13 protein-coding genes and 1 pseudogene are annotated in these 16,120 nt (G+C 74.9%); 6 read left to right on the top strand and 8 right to left on the bottom strand.

Going from position 1 to position 16,120, the window contains the following annotated elements:
- Positions 1 to 68: 68 nt before the first annotated feature.
- A complete protein-coding gene (locus O7599_RS01180) occupies positions 69 to 557 on the bottom strand; it encodes a glutathione peroxidase (protein ID WP_281620161.1) in 489 nt (162 codons plus the stop codon).
- A 218-nt stretch (positions 558 to 775) separates the two neighbouring features.
- Between O7599_RS01180 and O7599_RS01175 the strand changes: the two genes are divergently transcribed.
- The 3 genes from O7599_RS01175 (at position 776) to O7599_RS01165 (ending at position 5,208) form a co-directional block, all read left to right on the top strand.
- Entirely contained in the window at positions 776 to 2,986 is a 2,211-nt protein-coding gene (locus tag O7599_RS01175; protein WP_281620160.1) for a PQQ-binding-like beta-propeller repeat protein, read from the top strand.
- Positions 2,973 to 4,334 carry a serine/threonine-protein kinase gene (locus tag O7599_RS01170; protein WP_281620159.1) on the top strand — a complete coding sequence of 454 codons (1,362 nt, stop codon included), beginning with the start codon at positions 2,973 to 2,975 and terminating at the stop codon, positions 4,332 to 4,334. The genes O7599_RS01175 and O7599_RS01170 overlap by 14 nt, the downstream gene beginning before the upstream one ends.
- An 85-nt stretch (positions 4,335 to 4,419) precedes the next feature.
- Positions 4,420 to 5,208, top strand: coding sequence for a hypothetical protein (locus O7599_RS01165; RefSeq protein ID WP_281620158.1), 789 nt, complete (start codon positions 4,420 to 4,422; stop codon positions 5,206 to 5,208).
- A gap of 27 nt (positions 5,209 to 5,235) precedes the next feature.
- Here the strand turns inward: O7599_RS01165 and O7599_RS01160 are convergent, their stop codons facing one another.
- The 4 genes and pseudogenes from O7599_RS01160 to O7599_RS01145 all read right to left on the bottom strand — a co-directional run bounded on the left by O7599_RS01160 (position 5,236) and on the right by O7599_RS01145 (position 9,330).
- A complete protein-coding gene (locus O7599_RS01160; RefSeq protein WP_281620157.1) occupies positions 5,236 to 6,021 on the bottom strand; it encodes an NPP1 family protein in 786 nt (261 codons plus the stop codon).
- A gap of 168 nt (positions 6,022 to 6,189) precedes the next feature.
- Positions 6,190 to 6,591: a GNAT family N-acetyltransferase gene (locus tag O7599_RS01155; RefSeq protein ID WP_281620156.1), complete on the bottom strand. Its 402-nt coding sequence runs from the start codon at positions 6,589 to 6,591 to the stop codon at positions 6,190 to 6,192.
- A gap of 68 nt (positions 6,592 to 6,659) precedes the next feature.
- Complete coding sequence (locus tag O7599_RS01150; RefSeq protein WP_281620155.1) at positions 6,660 to 7,706, bottom strand: SGNH/GDSL hydrolase family protein; 1,047 nt, start codon at positions 7,704 to 7,706, stop codon at positions 6,660 to 6,662.
- 180 nt (positions 7,707 to 7,886) lie between these two features.
- A pseudogene (locus tag O7599_RS01145) lies at positions 7,887 to 9,330 on the bottom strand (LuxR C-terminal-related transcriptional regulator).
- Positions 9,331 to 9,516: 186 nt separating this feature from the next.
- Between O7599_RS01145 and murA the strand changes: the two are divergent.
- Together murA and O7599_RS01135 are read left to right on the top strand one after the other, a co-directional pair.
- Complete coding sequence (gene murA, locus O7599_RS01140) at positions 9,517 to 10,824, top strand: UDP-N-acetylglucosamine 1-carboxyvinyltransferase (RefSeq protein ID WP_281620154.1); 1,308 nt, start codon at positions 9,517 to 9,519, stop codon at positions 10,822 to 10,824.
- A gap of 63 nt (positions 10,825 to 10,887) precedes the next feature.
- Positions 10,888 to 11,106 (top strand): hypothetical protein, encoded by a 219-nt coding sequence (locus O7599_RS01135; protein WP_281620153.1) that lies wholly within the window; start codon positions 10,888 to 10,890, stop codon positions 11,104 to 11,106.
- Here O7599_RS01135 and O7599_RS01130 read toward each other — a convergent pair.
- A complete protein-coding gene (locus O7599_RS01130) occupies positions 11,081 to 12,370 on the bottom strand; it encodes a low temperature requirement protein A (RefSeq protein WP_281620152.1) in 1,290 nt (429 codons plus the stop codon). The genes O7599_RS01135 and O7599_RS01130 overlap by 26 nt on opposite strands.
- Positions 12,371 to 12,623: 253 nt before the next feature.
- Here O7599_RS01130 and O7599_RS01125 point away from each other — a divergent pair, with 253 nt between their 5' ends.
- Positions 12,624 to 14,087 (top strand): glycoside hydrolase family 47 protein, encoded by a 1,464-nt coding sequence (locus tag O7599_RS01125; RefSeq protein ID WP_281620151.1) that lies wholly within the window; start codon positions 12,624 to 12,626, stop codon positions 14,085 to 14,087.
- 55 nt (positions 14,088 to 14,142) lie between these two features.
- Here O7599_RS01125 and O7599_RS01120 read toward each other — a convergent pair whose 3' ends face one another.
- Positions 14,143 to 14,898, bottom strand: a complete 756-nt coding sequence (locus O7599_RS01120; protein ID WP_281620150.1) for a C39 family peptidase — start codon at positions 14,896 to 14,898, stop codon at positions 14,143 to 14,145.
- Between the two features lie 71 nt (positions 14,899 to 14,969).
- Positions 14,970 to 15,962, bottom strand: a complete 993-nt coding sequence (locus tag O7599_RS01115; RefSeq protein WP_281620149.1) for an esterase family protein — start codon at positions 15,960 to 15,962, stop codon at positions 14,970 to 14,972.
- Between the last annotated feature and the right edge of the window lie 158 nt (positions 15,963 to 16,120).

Here is a 16,120-nt window from a genome sequence, read left to right as displayed (position 1 = left end):
GAACGGCCGATCGTTGCACACTCGTTGGCATCAGCCGTCCGCGTCCGGGCGGCCGGTCAGCGTGGCCCTCAGCGCGGCAGGACCGACTCGACGGCCGCGATCAGCGCGGTGTCGTCCGGCGTGGTCCGCGGACGGAACCGGGCGACCGGCGTACCCGAGGCGTCGATCAGGAACTTCTCGAAGTTCCACTGGATGTCGCCCGCCGCTCCGTCCGCGTCCGGCGTCTGTACCAGCTCCCGGTACAGCGGGTGCCGGCCCGGGCCGTTGACCTCGACCTTCTCGAACATCGGGAAGGTCACGCCGTACGTCGCCGAGCAGAACGTCGCGATCTCCTCCGCCGTGCCGGGCTCCTGGCCGCCGAACTGGTTGCACGGGAACCCCGCTACCGCGAACCCCCGCGCCGCGTACTGCTCGTGCAGCTTCTCCAGGCCCGCGTACTGGGGCGTCAGACCGCACTTCGACGCGACGTTGACGGCGAGCACCGCGGTGCCCCGGAATCGCCCCAGCGAGGCGGGTTCGCCGGCAAGCGTGCGCAGCTCGACGTCGTAGACGCTCATGGGCAGGCAGGTCCTCTCCGCGTTCGGTCGTCGTTCGGTCGCGGTGCGGCCGTCGCTTCGGGCACGGCCGCACCCGCGCCCGCCCGCAAGTCTGCCATCAGCGCGGAAACGCGAGGGCACCCGGTGGGCCTACGCTTCGGCTGGTCGGCACGGCACACGCACACGGCACACGCACACGGCACACGGCACGGCGTCCGGGCGCGGAGGGGAGAGGCGCGTTGGCGGAGCTGGAGCGCGGGGATCCGCGGGAGATCGGCGGATACCGCGTGCTGAAGCGGCTCGGCGCCGGCGGGATGGGCGTCGTCTATCTCGGCCGCTCGCCCGCCGGGACGCTCGTCGCGGTCAAGGTCGTACGCCCCCGGCTGGTCGGCGACGGCCGCTACCGCGCCCGCTTCCGCCGCGAGGTCGCCGCCGCCCGCACGGTCACGGGCGCGTACACCGCGCCGCTCGTGGACGCCGACCCGGACGCCGAGCCGCCGTGGCTGGCGACCGCCTACCTCCCGGGGCTCTCGCTCGACGAGGCCGTCGGGACGTTCGGCGCGCTGCCCGCCGCCGTGGTGCGGCTGCTCGCCGCGGCGCTCGCGGAGGCGCTGGCCGGGATCCACGCCGCCGGTCTCGTGCACCGCGACCTCAAGCCCGGCAACATCATGCTCACCCCCGGGGGCCCGCGCGTCATCGACTTCGGCATCGCCCGCCCCGAGGACTCCGCGACCCTCACCCAGGACGGCGCGCTGCTCGGCACGCCCGGCTTCATGTCGCCGGAGCAGGCGGCCGGCGGGCGCGCCGGGCCGCCGGCCGACGTGTTCGCCCTCGGCTCGGTGCTCGTGTACGCGACGGCGGGCAGGGCGCCGTTCGACGCGGGCAACCGGGTCGACACGCTGCAGCGCATCCAGCGCGGGCAGGCCGACCTCGGCGGCGTGACGGACCGCCGGCTGCGGACCGTGGTCGCGGCCTGCCTGCGCACCGACCCGGGCCGCCGGCCCGCCGCCGCGGCCGTGCTCGACCTGCTGGGGGAGCCCGCGGCGAGCGTGCACGGCACGCGCTGGCTGCCCGCCGCGCTCGCGGAGGAGATCGACGCCCGCACCGCCCGCGCACCCTGGCCGCAGGGAGGCGCGGCCGGGGCGGTACGGCCCGGGGAGGCGACCGCGGACCCGTTCGCCGAGACGGCCGCGACAGCCGCGACCGGGGGAGCGGACGAGGACGGGCCGGGGCGACGCCCCGGCGCGCTCGACCCGGGCGGTGCCTCCGGAACCGGCGCGTCCCGGCCGGGTCGCCGTGCCGTGCTCGTCGCCCTGGCCGCCGCCGGCGTCGCCGGCGCGGCGGCCCTCGCCCACCCGCTGCTCGGCACGTCCGACGACTCCCCGGCCGCCGGCGACCGACGCCCCCGCCAGGATGCCGGTGCCCGGCAGGCGCCGCCCCCCGAGGCGGGGGACCCCTGGCGGATACGGGCCCGCTACCGCGGAGAGAGACCCACCGGCCTGCACGTCGCCGACGGCGTGGTCTTCGCCCACGGCGGCGACGAGGGCGGGGTGCAGGCCCTCGATCCCCGTACGGGCGGGGAGCTGTGGTCGCGCCGCTGGGGCTCGGGCGACGACGGCGAGTTCGCCGCCGGCGACGGCGCGGCCTACCTCGTCGGGCCGCAGGGGGCCGAGACCCAGCGGGTCCGGGCCGTCGACCCCGGCTCGGGCGACGAACGCTGGACGTACGGGCCGGAGTTCGGCGGCGTCCACGCCGTGGCCGCCGCCGGCGGCCTCACCTACGTCGCCGCCGAGGGCGTGGTCGCGCTGGACAGCCGGAGCGGCGACGAACTCTGGTCCTCCGGGACCACGGCCTTCTCCCTCACCACCGGCTCCGGGTTCGTCCTCGCCGACAACGGCGAGGAGGTCGTCGCGCTCGACGCGGCCGGCGGCGACCCCCGCTGGCGCCACGCCGCCGAGAACACCACCGCCGTGCTCGCCGCGGACGGTCTCGTCTTCGTCTGCGACGCCTACCTCCGCCTCGTCGTGCTCGCCGCGGCCGACCGCGCCGTCGCGTGGCGGAAGGTGCTGACCTATCCGAGCACCGTGCACGCCGCCGGGGACGGCAGGCTCTACGTCGGCGAAAACCGCCGCCTGCGCGCGCTGCGCGCGGACGACGGCAAGCAGGCGTGGTCGTTTGCGGACGGGGAGTTCGCCGGCCTCGCCGGCGGCGCCGTCCACGTGTGGGGGAGCATGGGGGAAGACGGCGCCACGAGCGGCGGGCGGCGGCTGTACGCTCTGGACCCGGCCGACGGAGAAGTCCTGTGGACGTACGCCGGCGCCGAGCACGTCCACGCCGTCGCCGGCGGCGCCGCCGGGCTGGTCTTCGCCGGCCTCCCGGACGGGTACGTACAAGCCCTCAGACCCCCCACCGCACGCCGGCCGAACGGAGCCACGAGTGGAGCCCCTTGAGCACGACGACCCCCGCTCCCTGGGAGGACACCGCATCCTGGCGCGCCTCGGCAGCGGCGCCACGGCCGTCGTCTACCTCGGCCGCTCCCGCGGCGGGCGCCTCGTGGCCGTGAAGGTCGTGCACGCCGAGCGGGCGCGCCGGCCGGAGGGGCGGGACCACTTCGTACGGGAGGTCGCGGCCACCGCCGCCGCGGGCGGCGTGCACAGCCCGCCGGTCGTCGGCGCCGACCCCGGCGGCCGGGTGCCGTGGCTGGCGACCGAGTTCGTGCCGTCGGTCTCGCTGCACGAGGCGGTGGAGCGGTTCGGGCCGCTGCCCGCCCACTCGGTACGCCGGCTGGCCGCCGGGCTCGCGGAGGCGCTGGTCGCGGTGCACCGCGCCGGGGTCGTCCACCGCGACGTCAAGCCCGCCAACGTGCTGCTGACGGCGGACGGGCCCAAGCTCGTCGACTTCGGCATCGCCGCCGCGGCGCAGCCCGCGGAACTCGCGGGCACCCCCGGCTTCATGTCGCCCGAGCAGGTCGCCGGCAGCGTGGCCGGGCCGCCCACCGACGTGTACTCGCTCGGCTCCACGCTCGCGTACGCCTACGCCCGCGGCGGCACCGGCTCCGACGGGACGCCCGGCCCCGGGGACGACGCCGCCCTGCGCGAGCTGATCGCCGCCTGCCGCCGCCTCGACCCCGCGGAACGCCCCACGCCCGCCGCGCTCGGCGCCCGGCTCGCCGCGGACCCCGGCCCCGACGCCCCGCCCCCCGGCACCGCCTGGCTGCCCGCGCCGGTCCTCGCGGCGATCGACGCGCACGCCGGCGAGGCAGCCAACCCGCCGCTCGCCCCGGCCGGTTTCCCGCGCCGCCGCCTGCTCCTCGGCGGCTCGGCGGTGCTCGCGGCGGGGGCCGGCGCCGTCGTCCTGCTCGCCCTGCGGGAGGACCGGGCGCCCGCCGAGCCCCGGGACGACGCCCGCCCCGCGGACAGGGATTCCGCTCCGCCGGCCGAGAAGCCCGAGCCCGCACCGCTGAAGCCGGTCGCGGTCGAGTTCGCCCTCACCGGCGACGGACCCGTCCAGGAGATGACGTACTCCGTCAACCGCAAGCCCGAGACGCTGAAGGACGTCCCGCTGCCCTGGCGCAGGACCGTCGAGGTCCCCCGGGAGAACGGCTCCGCGGCCTGGAGCATCGAGCTGTCCCACTACGGCGAGGTCACCTACGAGATCCACGTCGACGGCCGCAGGACCATGTCCCAGCGCTCACCCAACGCCGGCATCCCCGCCGCCGTCCGCGGCCCCGGCCCGTACAGCGCAGAGGCCGGAGGCGAGGTCGCCTTCGCCGTCCCGCCCGCCGACTCGAACGTCTAGCCTCCCGGGCTCGGGACCCCTCCAGGGCGGGGATGATTACGGTGAGCGCAGTCACCCGGAGAAGCCGGAGAAGGGGGTACCCGCCATGGCGAGCAAGATCACTCTGCTCCCGAAGGAAGTCGGCAGCCTGAGCCGCGGGCTGCCTCCCGCCGACGTCCCGCCGCGGCCGGAGACGCTGTTCGTGCTCGGCTCGAACGGCGGGATGAGCGTGGCACCGGACGCCGGCTTCACGCTGGTGTTCGGCCGCAACGAGCCGGAGGTGCACGTCTGCGTCGGGGGCGGCGACAAGCACGTCAGCCGCAGGCAGGGGATCCTCACCCGGCAGTACGCGCGCTGGGTGCTGACCAACACCGGGAAGCGCCCGATCCGCTTCCCCGACGCGCGGCTGGTGCACGGCGGCGACCAGGCCTTCCTGCCCGCCGGTTACACCCCGCTGTTCGTCGTCTCGCCCCGGCAGGACCATCTGCTGGAGGTGCGGATCTCCGCGGCCAGACCCGGCGGCACGATAGGCGGGCCGACCGTGCAGGAGGAGTCGACGCTCGGCGAGGAGCGCGACCTCGACGACGAGGAACTGCTCGTGCTCGTCTGCCTCGCCCAGCGCTACCTGCAGGGCGAGGCGCAGCCGCAGCCGCTGACCTGGGCGCAGGTCGCGTACGAGCTGAGGCGGCTGGAGCCGACGCGCAACTGGACGGAGAAGCGCGCCGCGCACATCGTCGCGGGCGTGCGGAAGAAGCTCAGCCGCGACGGGGTGCCGGGGATGCTCGCCAAGGACGTGCCGCCGCCGGTGGGCAACGCGCTCAACCACAACCTCATCACCGACCTGCTGCTCACCGCGACGATCGAGAAGAAGCACCTGCGGCTGCTGGGGGAGTGAGCCCGGCGGAACCCGCGTGCGGCGCGGCTACGGCGCGGCGGGGTCGAACGGGATGCCCGCGGGCAGGGCCTTGGTCAGGTGGGAGACGAAGGAGGCGTCCTTCAGGCCGAAGTTGGCGCTGCCGAAGTCCGTCGCCGCGAGCCGGTCGCGCACCCCCGCGGGATAGCCGTTCCAGCCCACCAGGTCGGGGAACTGCCAGGCACCCTGGTGGTTCTCCGGCGGCTCGTCGTTGCCGCCCGCGGGGCGGAAGGCGTGGGTGCCGACGCCGTCCTTGTGGTAGACGACCTTGGGGTGGGTGCCGTCCCACCGGATCTGGTCGCGGGGATAGGTGGCGAAGTCGCCGTGGGCGGAGGTCGAGACGTACTGCGCTTGCTGTGCCCCGTCGTCCCGCACCCAGACCACGACGTGCTCCCAGTCGTGCCGGTGCCCGAAGAGGTTCGTACCGGGCAGGGCCTGGTCCTTCTCGAAGTACAGGCCGTAGACGACGGCGCACCAGCCGTTGTTGCACTTCGCGCGGGAGTAGCCGTTGGTGTTGTCCAGGTCCGCGGCGTCGCGGCAGTCGCTGTCGAGTGCCCCGCCCGGCTCCAGGCCCGGGTTGACCGTGCCGTCGGGGCCGATGGCCGGGGTGGGATAGCAGCCGTCGGTGTCGTAGTCGTACGCCGGCTGGAACGTCTGCTCCAGACCGTCCGCGTTCGCCGGCAGCGCCTGTGGCGGAGCGGCGGCCGCCGAGGCGGCGTGGGGTACGGCGATCACGAGCGCGAAGGCGCCGCCGAGGACGGCGGTTGCGCGACGGATCCGGCTGCTCGACCTCATGGCGGCCTCCCCAGGCGGCTTCGTGGAGCTTGACGACCGTCATCTTCCGGGGGCGGTCACCGGCCGGGCAACGGCGCAAAGCCCCCATGGGCGACATGTGAAGCGGCAGTTGGGCGAAGAGCCGGTGGCCGGGCGGTTGAGCCGTGCGGTCGTGGCGGTGCCCGCAGGTCAGCCGGCCAGCCGGAGGAGGCCCGCGGGCGTCGGCCGGAAGCCGCAGCCGTCGAGGTAGAACGGGCGCAGCTCGTCGTCGAAGTCGACGTGCAGCCACTCGCATCCGGCCGCGCGGGCCCCGGCCGCCGCCTCCGCGACCAGCGCGGCGCCGATGCGCTCACACCGCCGCGCCGCCGGCACGACGGTGTCCAGGAGAAAGGCGTGCACGCCGCCGTCCCAGGCGACGTTGACGAAGCCGGCGAGCGTGCCGCCGTCGCGCGCGCACACCCAGCCGAGGCTGTGGCGGTGGAGTTGCGCGCGCCAGTCGATGTCCAGGACCCGGTGGTGGAAGCCCTCGGCGTGCAGGGCGTTGACGTCGGCGTTGGCGAACTCGCCGCGCCACTCGTACGTGATCGTCATGGCGCGAGCGTACGGTCACCGGCCGGCGCGGTGCGCCGCGCGGTGACCGTACGCCCTGTGCCGGTGCGTCAGCGGTCAGAGCACGGCGGCGTCGACGGCCTCGACGCCCGGTAGCCCGCGTCGCTCGGGTGCAGATGGTCGCCGCTGTCGTACGCGGGCAGCAGCCGGTCCGGGTCCGCGGGGTCGGCGAGCACCCGGTCGAGGTCGACGACCTCGTCGTACGCGCCGGAGGTGCGGATCCACTCGTTGAGGGCGTCGCGCTTGGCCTCGCCGCGCTCGGTGAAGTACCCCGCCCCCTCGAACGGCACGAGCGTCGCGCCGACGACTGTCAGCCGCGCGGCCCGCGCCTGCCCGATGACGTCCCGGTGCGCGGCGATGAGCTGCTCCACCGACACGTCGGGGATCTGCCCGCCGGGCCGGCCGCCGAGGCCGATGTCGTTGATCCCCTCCAGCACGACGACCGTGCGCACCGCGGGCTCGTCGAGCACGTCCTCGGCGAAGCGGTTCACGCCGCTGTCACCGGTGCCCGGCGTGCCGGTGGTGATCATGTTGCCGCTGATCCCGTGGTTGAGGACGCCGCGCGGCCGGCCCTCGCGGACGAAGCGCTCCGCCAACTCGTCCGGATAGCGATTCCCGGCGTCCACCGTGGATCCGAGCCCGTCGGTGATCGAGTCGCCGAAGGCCACCACCCCGTCGTCGCGGCAGCCGGTCTCGCACAGCACCCGGACCTCGGCGAGGAAGTACCAGGACACGGACGTCTCCGTGAACGCCCCGCCGCTCTCGTCCGCGGTGTGATCCCCGGCCGCCCGGTAGCTGGTCGCCGAGGCCGTCTGGTGGTACGTCGCCGGGCCCGTCGGCTCCGCCAGGTACAACGTGACCGTCAGCGACTCCAGTTCCGCGACCGGCAGTCGCACCGGGTCGCCGGACACCTCGCCGCCGGCCGGGATCGTCACCGACTCGGCGCCGTCGAACGTCAGTTGCCGTACCGTGCCCTCCTCGACCGCCGCGCCGCCCGCCGAGCGCGCGACCGTGGCGGCGGCGATGTCCAGCGGGCCGGTGCCGTAGCGGTGGGAGAGGCCGACGCGGGCGGCGCTGCCGCCGGCGCCGACGCGCACGCCGGCTCACCCACCTGTCACCGAGCACCCACTGCCGTTGCCCCCGCACAGCACGCGCACGAGCCTGCCGCGTACCACGGCACTACGTCCCCGCGGCGGCGTCCACAGCGCCTCGCCGGCTCGCGTCGCGAATCGGCCACGTACGGCCGGCGGGCACGCGGGGGAGTTCCCGGCGGCCGGCTACGGCTCCAGCACGGCCGGGATCTCGCGGCGGGAGGTGATGTCCAGCTTGGCGAATATGTGCTTCACGTGCGCGTCCGCGGTCCGCTTGGAGATCACCAGCCGCTCCGCGACCTCCCGGTCGGAGAGCCCCTGCGCCACCAGCGCGGCCACCTCGCGCTCCCGCCGCGTCAGGGCCGCCGCCGCGGTGCCGGGTGGCTCGTCCGCGTCGGCCCGTGCCGCAGCCAGGACCGCCGCCCCCGTCATCCGCGCCCCGTGCCGTGAGCGCCCCCAGGTACGCGTCGGCGAACCGGGCGACGCGCTCCGTCCCGGCCTGCTCCGCGGCGGCCCGGGCCAGCGGGAAGCGCTCGGCCGCCGTCGCGAGGTCCGCCGTCCAGATCCCGAAGATCCCGGTCATCAGCAGGCCCCAGGCCCGCTCCTCGCAGACCGCCGGAGCCAGGTCGAGCCCCTTGTCGATCCAGTGCCGGCCCTCGGACAGCGTGCCCGCGGCCCGCCAGTACGGCGCGAGCTGCGCCGCCAGCCACAGGCCGTCGCGGGCCCGCCCGGGCGCGTCGTACGCGTAGGCCACGGCCACCCGGATGTCGGCGATCCGCTCCCGTACCGCCGCGCGCAGCCCGGGCTGTGCCGGGGTCAGCAGCTCGTCCCAGAAGCGCTGCCCGAGCTCCCGCACGGCCGCCAGGTGCCGCTCGCGCACAGCCTCGACGTCGCCGGCGCGGGCCAGTGGTGCGCTGGCCGCCGGTGAGGACCTCGAAGCGGCGGTCGAGCCGGGCGGCCAGCTCCGCGAGCGGCACCGCCCGCAGCCGTACCGCGGCCAGCTCCAGCGCCGGCGGCATCCCGTCGAGCCGGCCGACGAGCGCGAGCAACTGCTCGCGGTTGGCGTCGGTGACCGCGAAGCCCGGGACGACGGACGCCGCGCGCTGCACGAACAGCTCCAGCGAGTCGGCGGGGTCCAGCGGCGCTATGGTCAGGCAGCGCTCGCCCGGCACGTCGAGCGGCTGCCGGCCGGTGGCGAGCACACTGACCCCCGGAGCCTCGCGCGGCAGCACGTCGGAGAGCATCGCGCAGGCGTCGAGCACGTGCTCGCAGGTGTCGAGGACGATCAGCAGCCGGCGCTCGCGCAGATGCGCCACCATCGCGTCCAGCGTCCCCATGCCCGGCTGCTCCGGCAGCTCCAGCACCGCGGCGAGCGAGGTGAGCAGCACCTCCGGGTCGCGCAGCCCGGACAGCTCCGCCGGCCACACGCCGTCGGGGAAACGGGCGGTGAGCCCGGCGGCGGCCCGCATCGCCGTGCGGCTCTTGCCGACCCCGCCGGGGCCGGCCAGCGTGACGAGCCGCGATCGCGCCAACTCGGCGCGGACCAGGGCGATCTCCTCCGTCCTGCCGACGAAGCCGGTGAGCTCCACGGGGAGTTCACCGCCGCGGGCTGGCCGAAGCCGAATCCCATGGCACCCCCGGGCCGTACGTCCCCGTCGTGCCGTGGTCCCACCACAGCGTACGCAGACAACTGCGCAGCGTGTAGGGCCCGGGGCGGCCCTCACCCGTTCGGGACGACGAGACCGGCGGGGCCGGTGGAGGGGCCGGCGAGGGGCCGGGGGGAGGAGGCCCCGGGGCGCGGTCGTAGGCTGCACGGGTGACTGGGAAGCTGTGGCAGATCGAGCCGTCCGGACCGCTGCGCGGTGACGTCACCGTGCGCGGGGCGAAGAACGCGGTCAGCAAGCACATGGTGGCCGCGATGCTCGGCTCCGGGCCGAGCACCATACGCAACGCGCCCGACGTCGGCGAGGTCGGCATCACCGCCCGGATGCTGGAGCACGTGGGCATGAAGGTCGAGCGCACCGACGGCGAGGTCACCGTCGTGCCGGGCCCGGTGGCGGACCCGAGCGTGGACAAGGCGTTCACCGGACTCAACCGCATCCCGATCCTGCTGCTCGGGCCGCTGCTGCACCTGACCGGCGAGGCGTTCGTGCCGATGGTCGGCGGCGACCCCATCGGCCGCCGCCCGGTCGACTTCCACCTGGACGCGCTGCGCCGCTTCGGCGCCGAGGTGGAGCTGGCGGAGGACGGCATCCACGCCCGCGCCGCCCGGCTGCGCGGCACCCGTGTCGACCTGCCGTACCCCAGCGTCGGGGCCACCGAGACGGTGCTGCTGACCGCCGTACGGGCCGAGGGCCGCACCGTCATCCGCAACGCCGCGACCGAGCCGGAGATCGTCGAGCTGGCGCTGTTCCTCCAGCGGATGGGCGCCCGGATCTCCCTCTACCCGGACCGCCGGATCGTCGTCGAGGGCGTCGACGCGCTCGGCGGCGCCACCACCCGGCTCGGCGGCGACCGGATCGAGGCGTTCTCCTACCTGGTCGCCGGGCTGGTCACCGGGGGAGAGGTACGGGTGCACGGCTGCCCGCAGGACCGGCTGGTGACGCCGATCACCACGCTGGCGCGGATGGGCGCCCGGTTCGAGATCACCGACGAGTGGATCACGGCGTCGGCCCCGCGGAAGCTGCGTGCCGCGGCCGTGCAGACCGACACCCACCCGGGCTTCGCCACCGACTGGCAGACGCCGCTGATGGTGCTCTTCACGCAGGCCGAGGGAATGTCGGTGCTGCACGAGACGGTGTACGAGAACCGGCTGGCGTACGTCTCCGCGCTGCAGGGCATGGGCGCGGAGATCGAGGTCTACGACACGTGCCTGGGCGGCCCCGCCTGCCGCTACCACGACACGGGCGCGCTGCACTCCGCCGTCGTGCGCGGCGTCAGCGGCCTGCGCGGCGGGGACGTCACGATGCCCGACATCCGCGCCGGGTTCTCCGCCGTGCTGGCGGCGGCCGTCGCCACCGGCGGCTCGACGCTGCGCGGGGTGCACCACATCGAGCGCGGCTACCACCGGCCCGTCGAGCAGTTCCGCGCGCTCGGCCTGGAGCTGCACAGCCGCGAGGAGTAGCGCGCCCGGGGGTGGGCCGGCCGGGCGTACGGAGTTCTGCACAGGGACCGGGAGGGGACGGACGTGGAGTGGTGGTGGGTGGCGGCGGCCGTGCTGCTGGGCGGGGCCGGGGTGGTGGCCGCGGGCTTCCGGCAGGCCGACGACTCGCCGCGGCGGCTGTCGGGGCGTTCGCAGCGCACCGCGCGCGGCGTGTCGGTGGTGCTGATCGGCGTCGCGGTGTTCTTCGGGCTGCTGGTGGCGGTGGGGAAGTTCCTGCTCACGACGGGGAACGGCGGGCTTTGAGGTCCGCCAGCATCCGCCGCTGGTGCCGGTGGCCGATGGTCTCGTAGCCGACGACGGTGACGAACGGGGCGAGCATCACCACCAGCAGGCACACCGCGACCGGCGTGCCGGCGGCGGCCAGCAGCACCGCCGCGCCCAGCACCGCCAGCGTCAGCGAGATCAGCAGCAGGTGGAAGCGGTCGCCGGCGGACAGCAGCAGGGTGTGGAGCAGGTAGACGACGAGCAGGAAGAGGCCGACGGGCAGCGCCAGGGAGAGCACCACGGCGACGGCGCCCACCTTCGCGTGGTGCTCCAGGTACAGCCCGGCCACGTGCAGCCCGGCGCCGGCGCCCGCGATGCCGGCGAACACGATGATGTGGCCGTAGCCGAAGAGGTACCCGCGGGCGCGCCGGTGCACCAGGATGTCGCCGAAGGGCGTGCTGAAGTACACCCACCACATGCCGAAGGTCAGCCCGACGCCCGCGACGACGACGGCCACGGCGTTCGCCGTCCACGCCGTGCCGTGCGGGCCGCCGAGAAGTTCGCCCGAGGAGGCGACGGTGCCGACCACGCCCTCGCCGAGCGTGATGATCGCGAAGAGGCCGTAGCGTTCGGCGACGTGGTGCGGGTGCCACGGCGTTCCGCCCATGCTGTGCTGGCTGATCACCGGCAGCAGCAGCTCCAGCACCGCGAACACCGCGAAGGCGACGATCACCACGCCGAACGAGAGCTTCGTGAACCCCACCACCACCCAGGCCGCCTGGGCGAGGACACTCCAGCGGATACTGGCCATGGCCAGCTTGTGGTACGCGGGTGACTCCCGTGCCGCCCGCCACCACTGCGCCACCATCGCGGCCCGCATCACGACGTAGCCGACCACTATCGCGCGGATCTCCAGGTGGTCGCCCTCCTCGACCGAGTGGAACATCGCCGGCAGGCCGAGCGCGAAGACGACGACGCCGATCATCTGCAGCATCGTCAGCGACCGGTAGAGCCAGTCGTCGGTGCCGAACGCGGAGGCGAACCAACTGAAGTGGATCCACGCGAGGGTGATCGCGAACATCGCCAGCGCGAACGCCACGACCGCGCGCCCGGCGTGGTCCGCGGCGACCATCTCGGCGAAGTACGACGCGGCGATGCCGACGGCGACCACGAAGGTCAGGTCGAACAGCAGCTCAAGCGGCGTGGCGCCGCGGCCGCGTTCCCGGGGGTCGCGGCCCCTCATCGGCACGCGGCTGTGCGCCACCCGCCCGCCGCCTGCCGCGGCGTGTTCGGAGTCGGTCATGGCGAGATGATGCCTTATCGGACGGCGGTCGTCGCGTGGGCTCGCAGCCGCGCGGCCCGCGGCACCAGCCCCCCGCCGCCGTACCGCCCACGCGGCGCACCCGGCGGACGCTCACCCGGCCCCCCGGGCCCCACGACACTCCGCGGGCACCATTGACACCAACAGCAGCCCCGCTAGCCTCATTTCACGACCACACGTGACAACGATGTCAAGCGCGCCGGGGGCGCGTCCACACCGTGAAGGGGCAGCATCGATGGGCACCTCCGCACACCACCGCACCCCGCTCTCCCGCCGCCGGCTGCTGGCAGCCGCGGCGGCGACCTCCGCCGCCGGGGCCGGCGTCCTGGCGCAGGCCGCGCCCGCCCGGGCGCTGCCGGGAACGGCCGCGCAGCCCGCCGCCGCCGTGCGCCCGCCCGCCGGGCCGCACGCGGCGCGCGAGATCCGCGCGGAGTTCCTGCACGCCTGGAACGGCTACCGCGCCGCCGCCTGGGGCCACGACGAGGTACGGCCCGTCTCCGGCACGTCGCACGAGTTCTTCGCCGAGGGCCACCCCGTGGCCCTGTCCGTGATCGAGGCGCTGGACACGCTGTACGTGATGGAGCTGGACGACGACCTGACGGAGTCCGCCGACTGGCTGGAACAGAACCTCGACTTCGACATCGACGCCGACTTCCACGTCTTCGAGGCCATCATCCGCGTCGTCGGCGGGCTGCTCGCCGGCCACCTCGTCACCGGCCGGCAGTCCCTGCTCGACCTGTGCGTCGACTTCACCGACCGGCTGCTGCCCGCGTTCACCAAGTCGCCCACCGGCATGCCGTACACCCGCGCCAACCTGCGCACCGGCGAGGTCCACGGCACCACCCCGCCGCTGGCCGAGATCGGCACGAACATCCTGGAGTTCGGGATGCTCTCGAAGCTCACCGGCGACGGCAAGTACTACGAGGCGGCCAAGCGCGCCTACCGCGCGGTGATCGACCGGCGCTCCTCGCTCGACCTCCTCGGCACCCGGCTCGACGTCGAGACCGGCCGCTGGACCGACCCGACCGACCAGGGCCCCAACCCGCCCGTCGACTCCTTCTACGAGTATCTCTGGGGCGCCTGGGAGCTGTTCGGCGACCGGGACTGCCTGCGCTGGTGGCGGATGCTCAACGGCGCCATGACCGAGCACCTGGTGGAGGAGTGGGACGGCCACGTCTGGTACCGCCAGGTCGACTTCGCCACCGGCGAGACCACCGGGCGCCGCCAGTCCGAGCTGGCGTCGTTCTGGGGCGGGCTGGTCGCCAAGGGCGGCGACCGGCGTCTCGGCGAGCGCTACCACCGCTCGTGGGAGTCGGTCCTGCAGCGCTGGCCCGTGCTGCCCGAGGAGATCGACTACGGCACGATGACCCCGACCTCGCCGGGCAACCAGTTCCGGCCCGAGTACGTCAACGGCGCCTTCGACCTGTACTTCCTGACGAAGGACGACTTCTACCGCCGCACGGCGTGGCAGTACTTCGAGGGCATGAAGGCCCACGCCCGCGTCCCCGGCGGCTACACGATCCTGGAGGACGTGACGACGTCGCCGATGCGCCAGGGCGACCTGTTCCCCGCGTACGCCTTCGCCGAGAACTTCAAGTACCTGTACCTGATGTTCGCGCGCACCCGCCGCTTCGACGGCCGCGACTACGTGCTGTCGACGGAGGGCAAGATCCTGCGCGGTCTGCCCCGGCGCGGGTGACAGCGGCCGGGGCCCGTCCTCCCCGCGGACGGGCCCCGGCGCGCCCGGCGGGGCGTCAGGCGGCGTAGCCCTTCGGCGGGATGAGCGTGGCGAGCTGGTCGAAGGACAGCCAGTAGATCTGGTTGCCGCCGAAGGACGCCGGGTCGGCGATGAGGACGGTGCCCTGGGCGTCGTCGTAGCCGATCACCGTGAAGTAGTGGTAGATCGTCTGGTCCGGCGGGTAACCGGGCGGCTGGTTGCCGGGCGGGGCGACGATGTTCGCGACGACCGGGTAGCCGCTGTCGATGTCGAGCACGACGTCCCGCCACAGCAGGTCGCGCTGCGCCTGCGTGGGCGGGTCGTCCGGCATCTCCTTGGTCTCGTACCAGCCGGTGCCGAGGTTGGCGTTGAGCACGCCGGTCACCTGGCTGATGTGGTCTGTCCCGGCCTCGGTGGTGCCGAGCTGGGCGGCGAGGTCGGCCTGGCTCGGCGGCGCGACGCGCGCGGACAGCGCGATGCGGGTCGCGGCGGGGCCGCACCAGTAACCCGTCTCCTGGACCTGGTAGTCGACGTCCAGCGTGCGGGCGGCGGCGGTCCGCTCGCCGTCGACGTGCAGCCGGGTGCCCGGGCGGTTCTGCCCGCTGACCACGGCGGTGCCGGAGGCAGTGCCGCGCTCCAGCACGGAGACCGCGGCCGGCGCGTCGCCGGGGCCCGGCTGCGCGGCGGCGGGGGCGGCGAGCGCGGCGCAGGCGGCGGTCGCCGCGAGCGCCGTGGCGACGGCGGTGGGGACCAGGCGGGCGCGCGCGGAGCGTGGTGTGGGGGACATGCGCATCGGGTCTCCTGACGTGGGGGGTTGTGTGGGGGTGCAGGGGCGTGCGTCGACGGTGCCCGTACGGGATCCGGCTACGCCTTGCGGAGCCGCGCGATGACGCCGTCGAGGTCGTGGCGGAACACCTCGGGCCGGAAGACGTGGCCGCCGGGCTCCTCGCGCCACTCGTGCGGGATGCCGGCGCCCGCGAGAGCGCCGCGGAACTCCCGCTGGCCGGCGAGCACCTGGGTCTCGTTGGCGGTGTCGAACCAGTTCACCGGGTCGGGGCTGGTGCCCGCGACCATGAAGACGCGCTTGTCGCGGTAACTGCCGAGCCGCTCCACCGGGTTGTCGGCGCTGACCCGCGCCTCGTCCCACAGCGGTGCGCCGTAGACCGTGCCGCCGGCCAGCTCCACGGCCGCCGACGACACGTTCGCCCAGTGCACGACGAGCCCGGCGTCCCGGCGCAGGCTCGCCGGGCCGGAGTGGGAGCTGACCGAGGCGAAGTGCCCGTAGTACTTGGCCGCGTACTTGAGCGCGCCGAAGCCGCCCATCGAGAACCCGCCGACCGCGCGGCCGTCGTACTCCGCGTAGGTGCGGAAGTTGGCGTCGATCCACGGCAGCAACTGGGCGATGTGGAAGGTCTCCCAGTTGCGCGGCCCGGCGAGGGAGGAGACGGGGTTGGAGTACCAGCCGGCGTGACCGCCGTCCGGCATCACGACGATGACCCGCCTGCCCGCGGTCAGCGCGCGGATGCCGAGCCGATCGAACTGGATGAAGTCCGCGTCGGTGCCGCCGCCGTGCAGCAGGTAGAGCACCGGGTAGCGCAGTCCGCTGTCGTGGTAGCCGTCGGGGAGCAGGACGTTGACGCCGGGCTCCCAGCCGATCGCGTCCGTCGCGCACCGGTAGTACCACATGCGCGGGTCGGACTCGTTGCGGTCGGTGATCCGCAGGCCGAAGCCGTCGTCCGCGGCGCCTGCCGGCGCAGCCGCGGCGAGGGCGCCGGCGCCGCCGGCGGCCAGCGCCGCCGTGAGGCCGCCGGCGGCCCTGAGAACGCGTCGGCGGGTGGGGCGTGTCTCGCTCACCATGACCTCCTGGGCCGTGTCGATGCCCGGCGCCGGCCCGGGGTCCGCCGGTCCGGGCCGGTGGGGCTCCCGTGTCCGGCCACGGATCGTAGGCGGCGGCCCTCCGCGCGGCGGGCGGGGCTTTTCCGGCTCGGTCGAAAAGCCCACCGAGCGGCGGGACG

It is taken from the genome of Streptomyces sp. WMMC500, assembly GCF_027497195.1.
GTDB lineage: Bacteria > Actinomycetota > Actinomycetes > Streptomycetales > Streptomycetaceae > Streptomyces.
The sequence above is the reverse complement of the archived record's forward strand: the minus strand, read 5'-3'. Positions and strand labels throughout refer to the sequence as shown.

What these genes read in the sequence shown, in the direction of transcription:
- O7599_RS01155 (WP_281620156.1), bottom strand. Translation starts at nt 6,591, where the DNA reads ATGACGATCACGTACGAGTGGCGCGGCGAGTTCGCCAACGCCGACGTC.
- O7599_RS01125 (WP_281620151.1), top strand. Translation starts at nt 12,624, where the DNA reads ATGGGCACCTCCGCACACCACCGCACCCCGCTCTCCCGCCGCCGGCTG.
- O7599_RS01160 (WP_281620157.1), bottom strand. Translation starts at nt 6,021, where the DNA reads ATGAGGTCGAGCAGCCGGATCCGTCGCGCAACCGCCGTCCTCGGCGGC.
- O7599_RS01165 (WP_281620158.1), top strand. Translation starts at nt 4,420, where the DNA reads ATGGCGAGCAAGATCACTCTGCTCCCGAAGGAAGTCGGCAGCCTGAGC.
- O7599_RS01130 (WP_281620152.1), bottom strand. Translation starts at nt 12,370, where the DNA reads ATGACCGACTCCGAACACGCCGCGGCAGGCGGCGGGCGGGTGGCGCAC.
- O7599_RS01120 (WP_281620150.1), bottom strand. Translation starts at nt 14,898, where the DNA reads ATGCGCATGTCCCCCACACCACGCTCCGCGCGCGCCCGCCTGGTCCCC.
- O7599_RS01180 (WP_281620161.1), bottom strand. Translation starts at nt 557, where the DNA reads ATGAGCGTCTACGACGTCGAGCTGCGCACGCTTGCCGGCGAACCCGCC.
- O7599_RS01115 (WP_281620149.1), bottom strand. Translation starts at nt 15,962, where the DNA reads ATGGTGAGCGAGACACGCCCCACCCGCCGACGCGTTCTCAGGGCCGCC.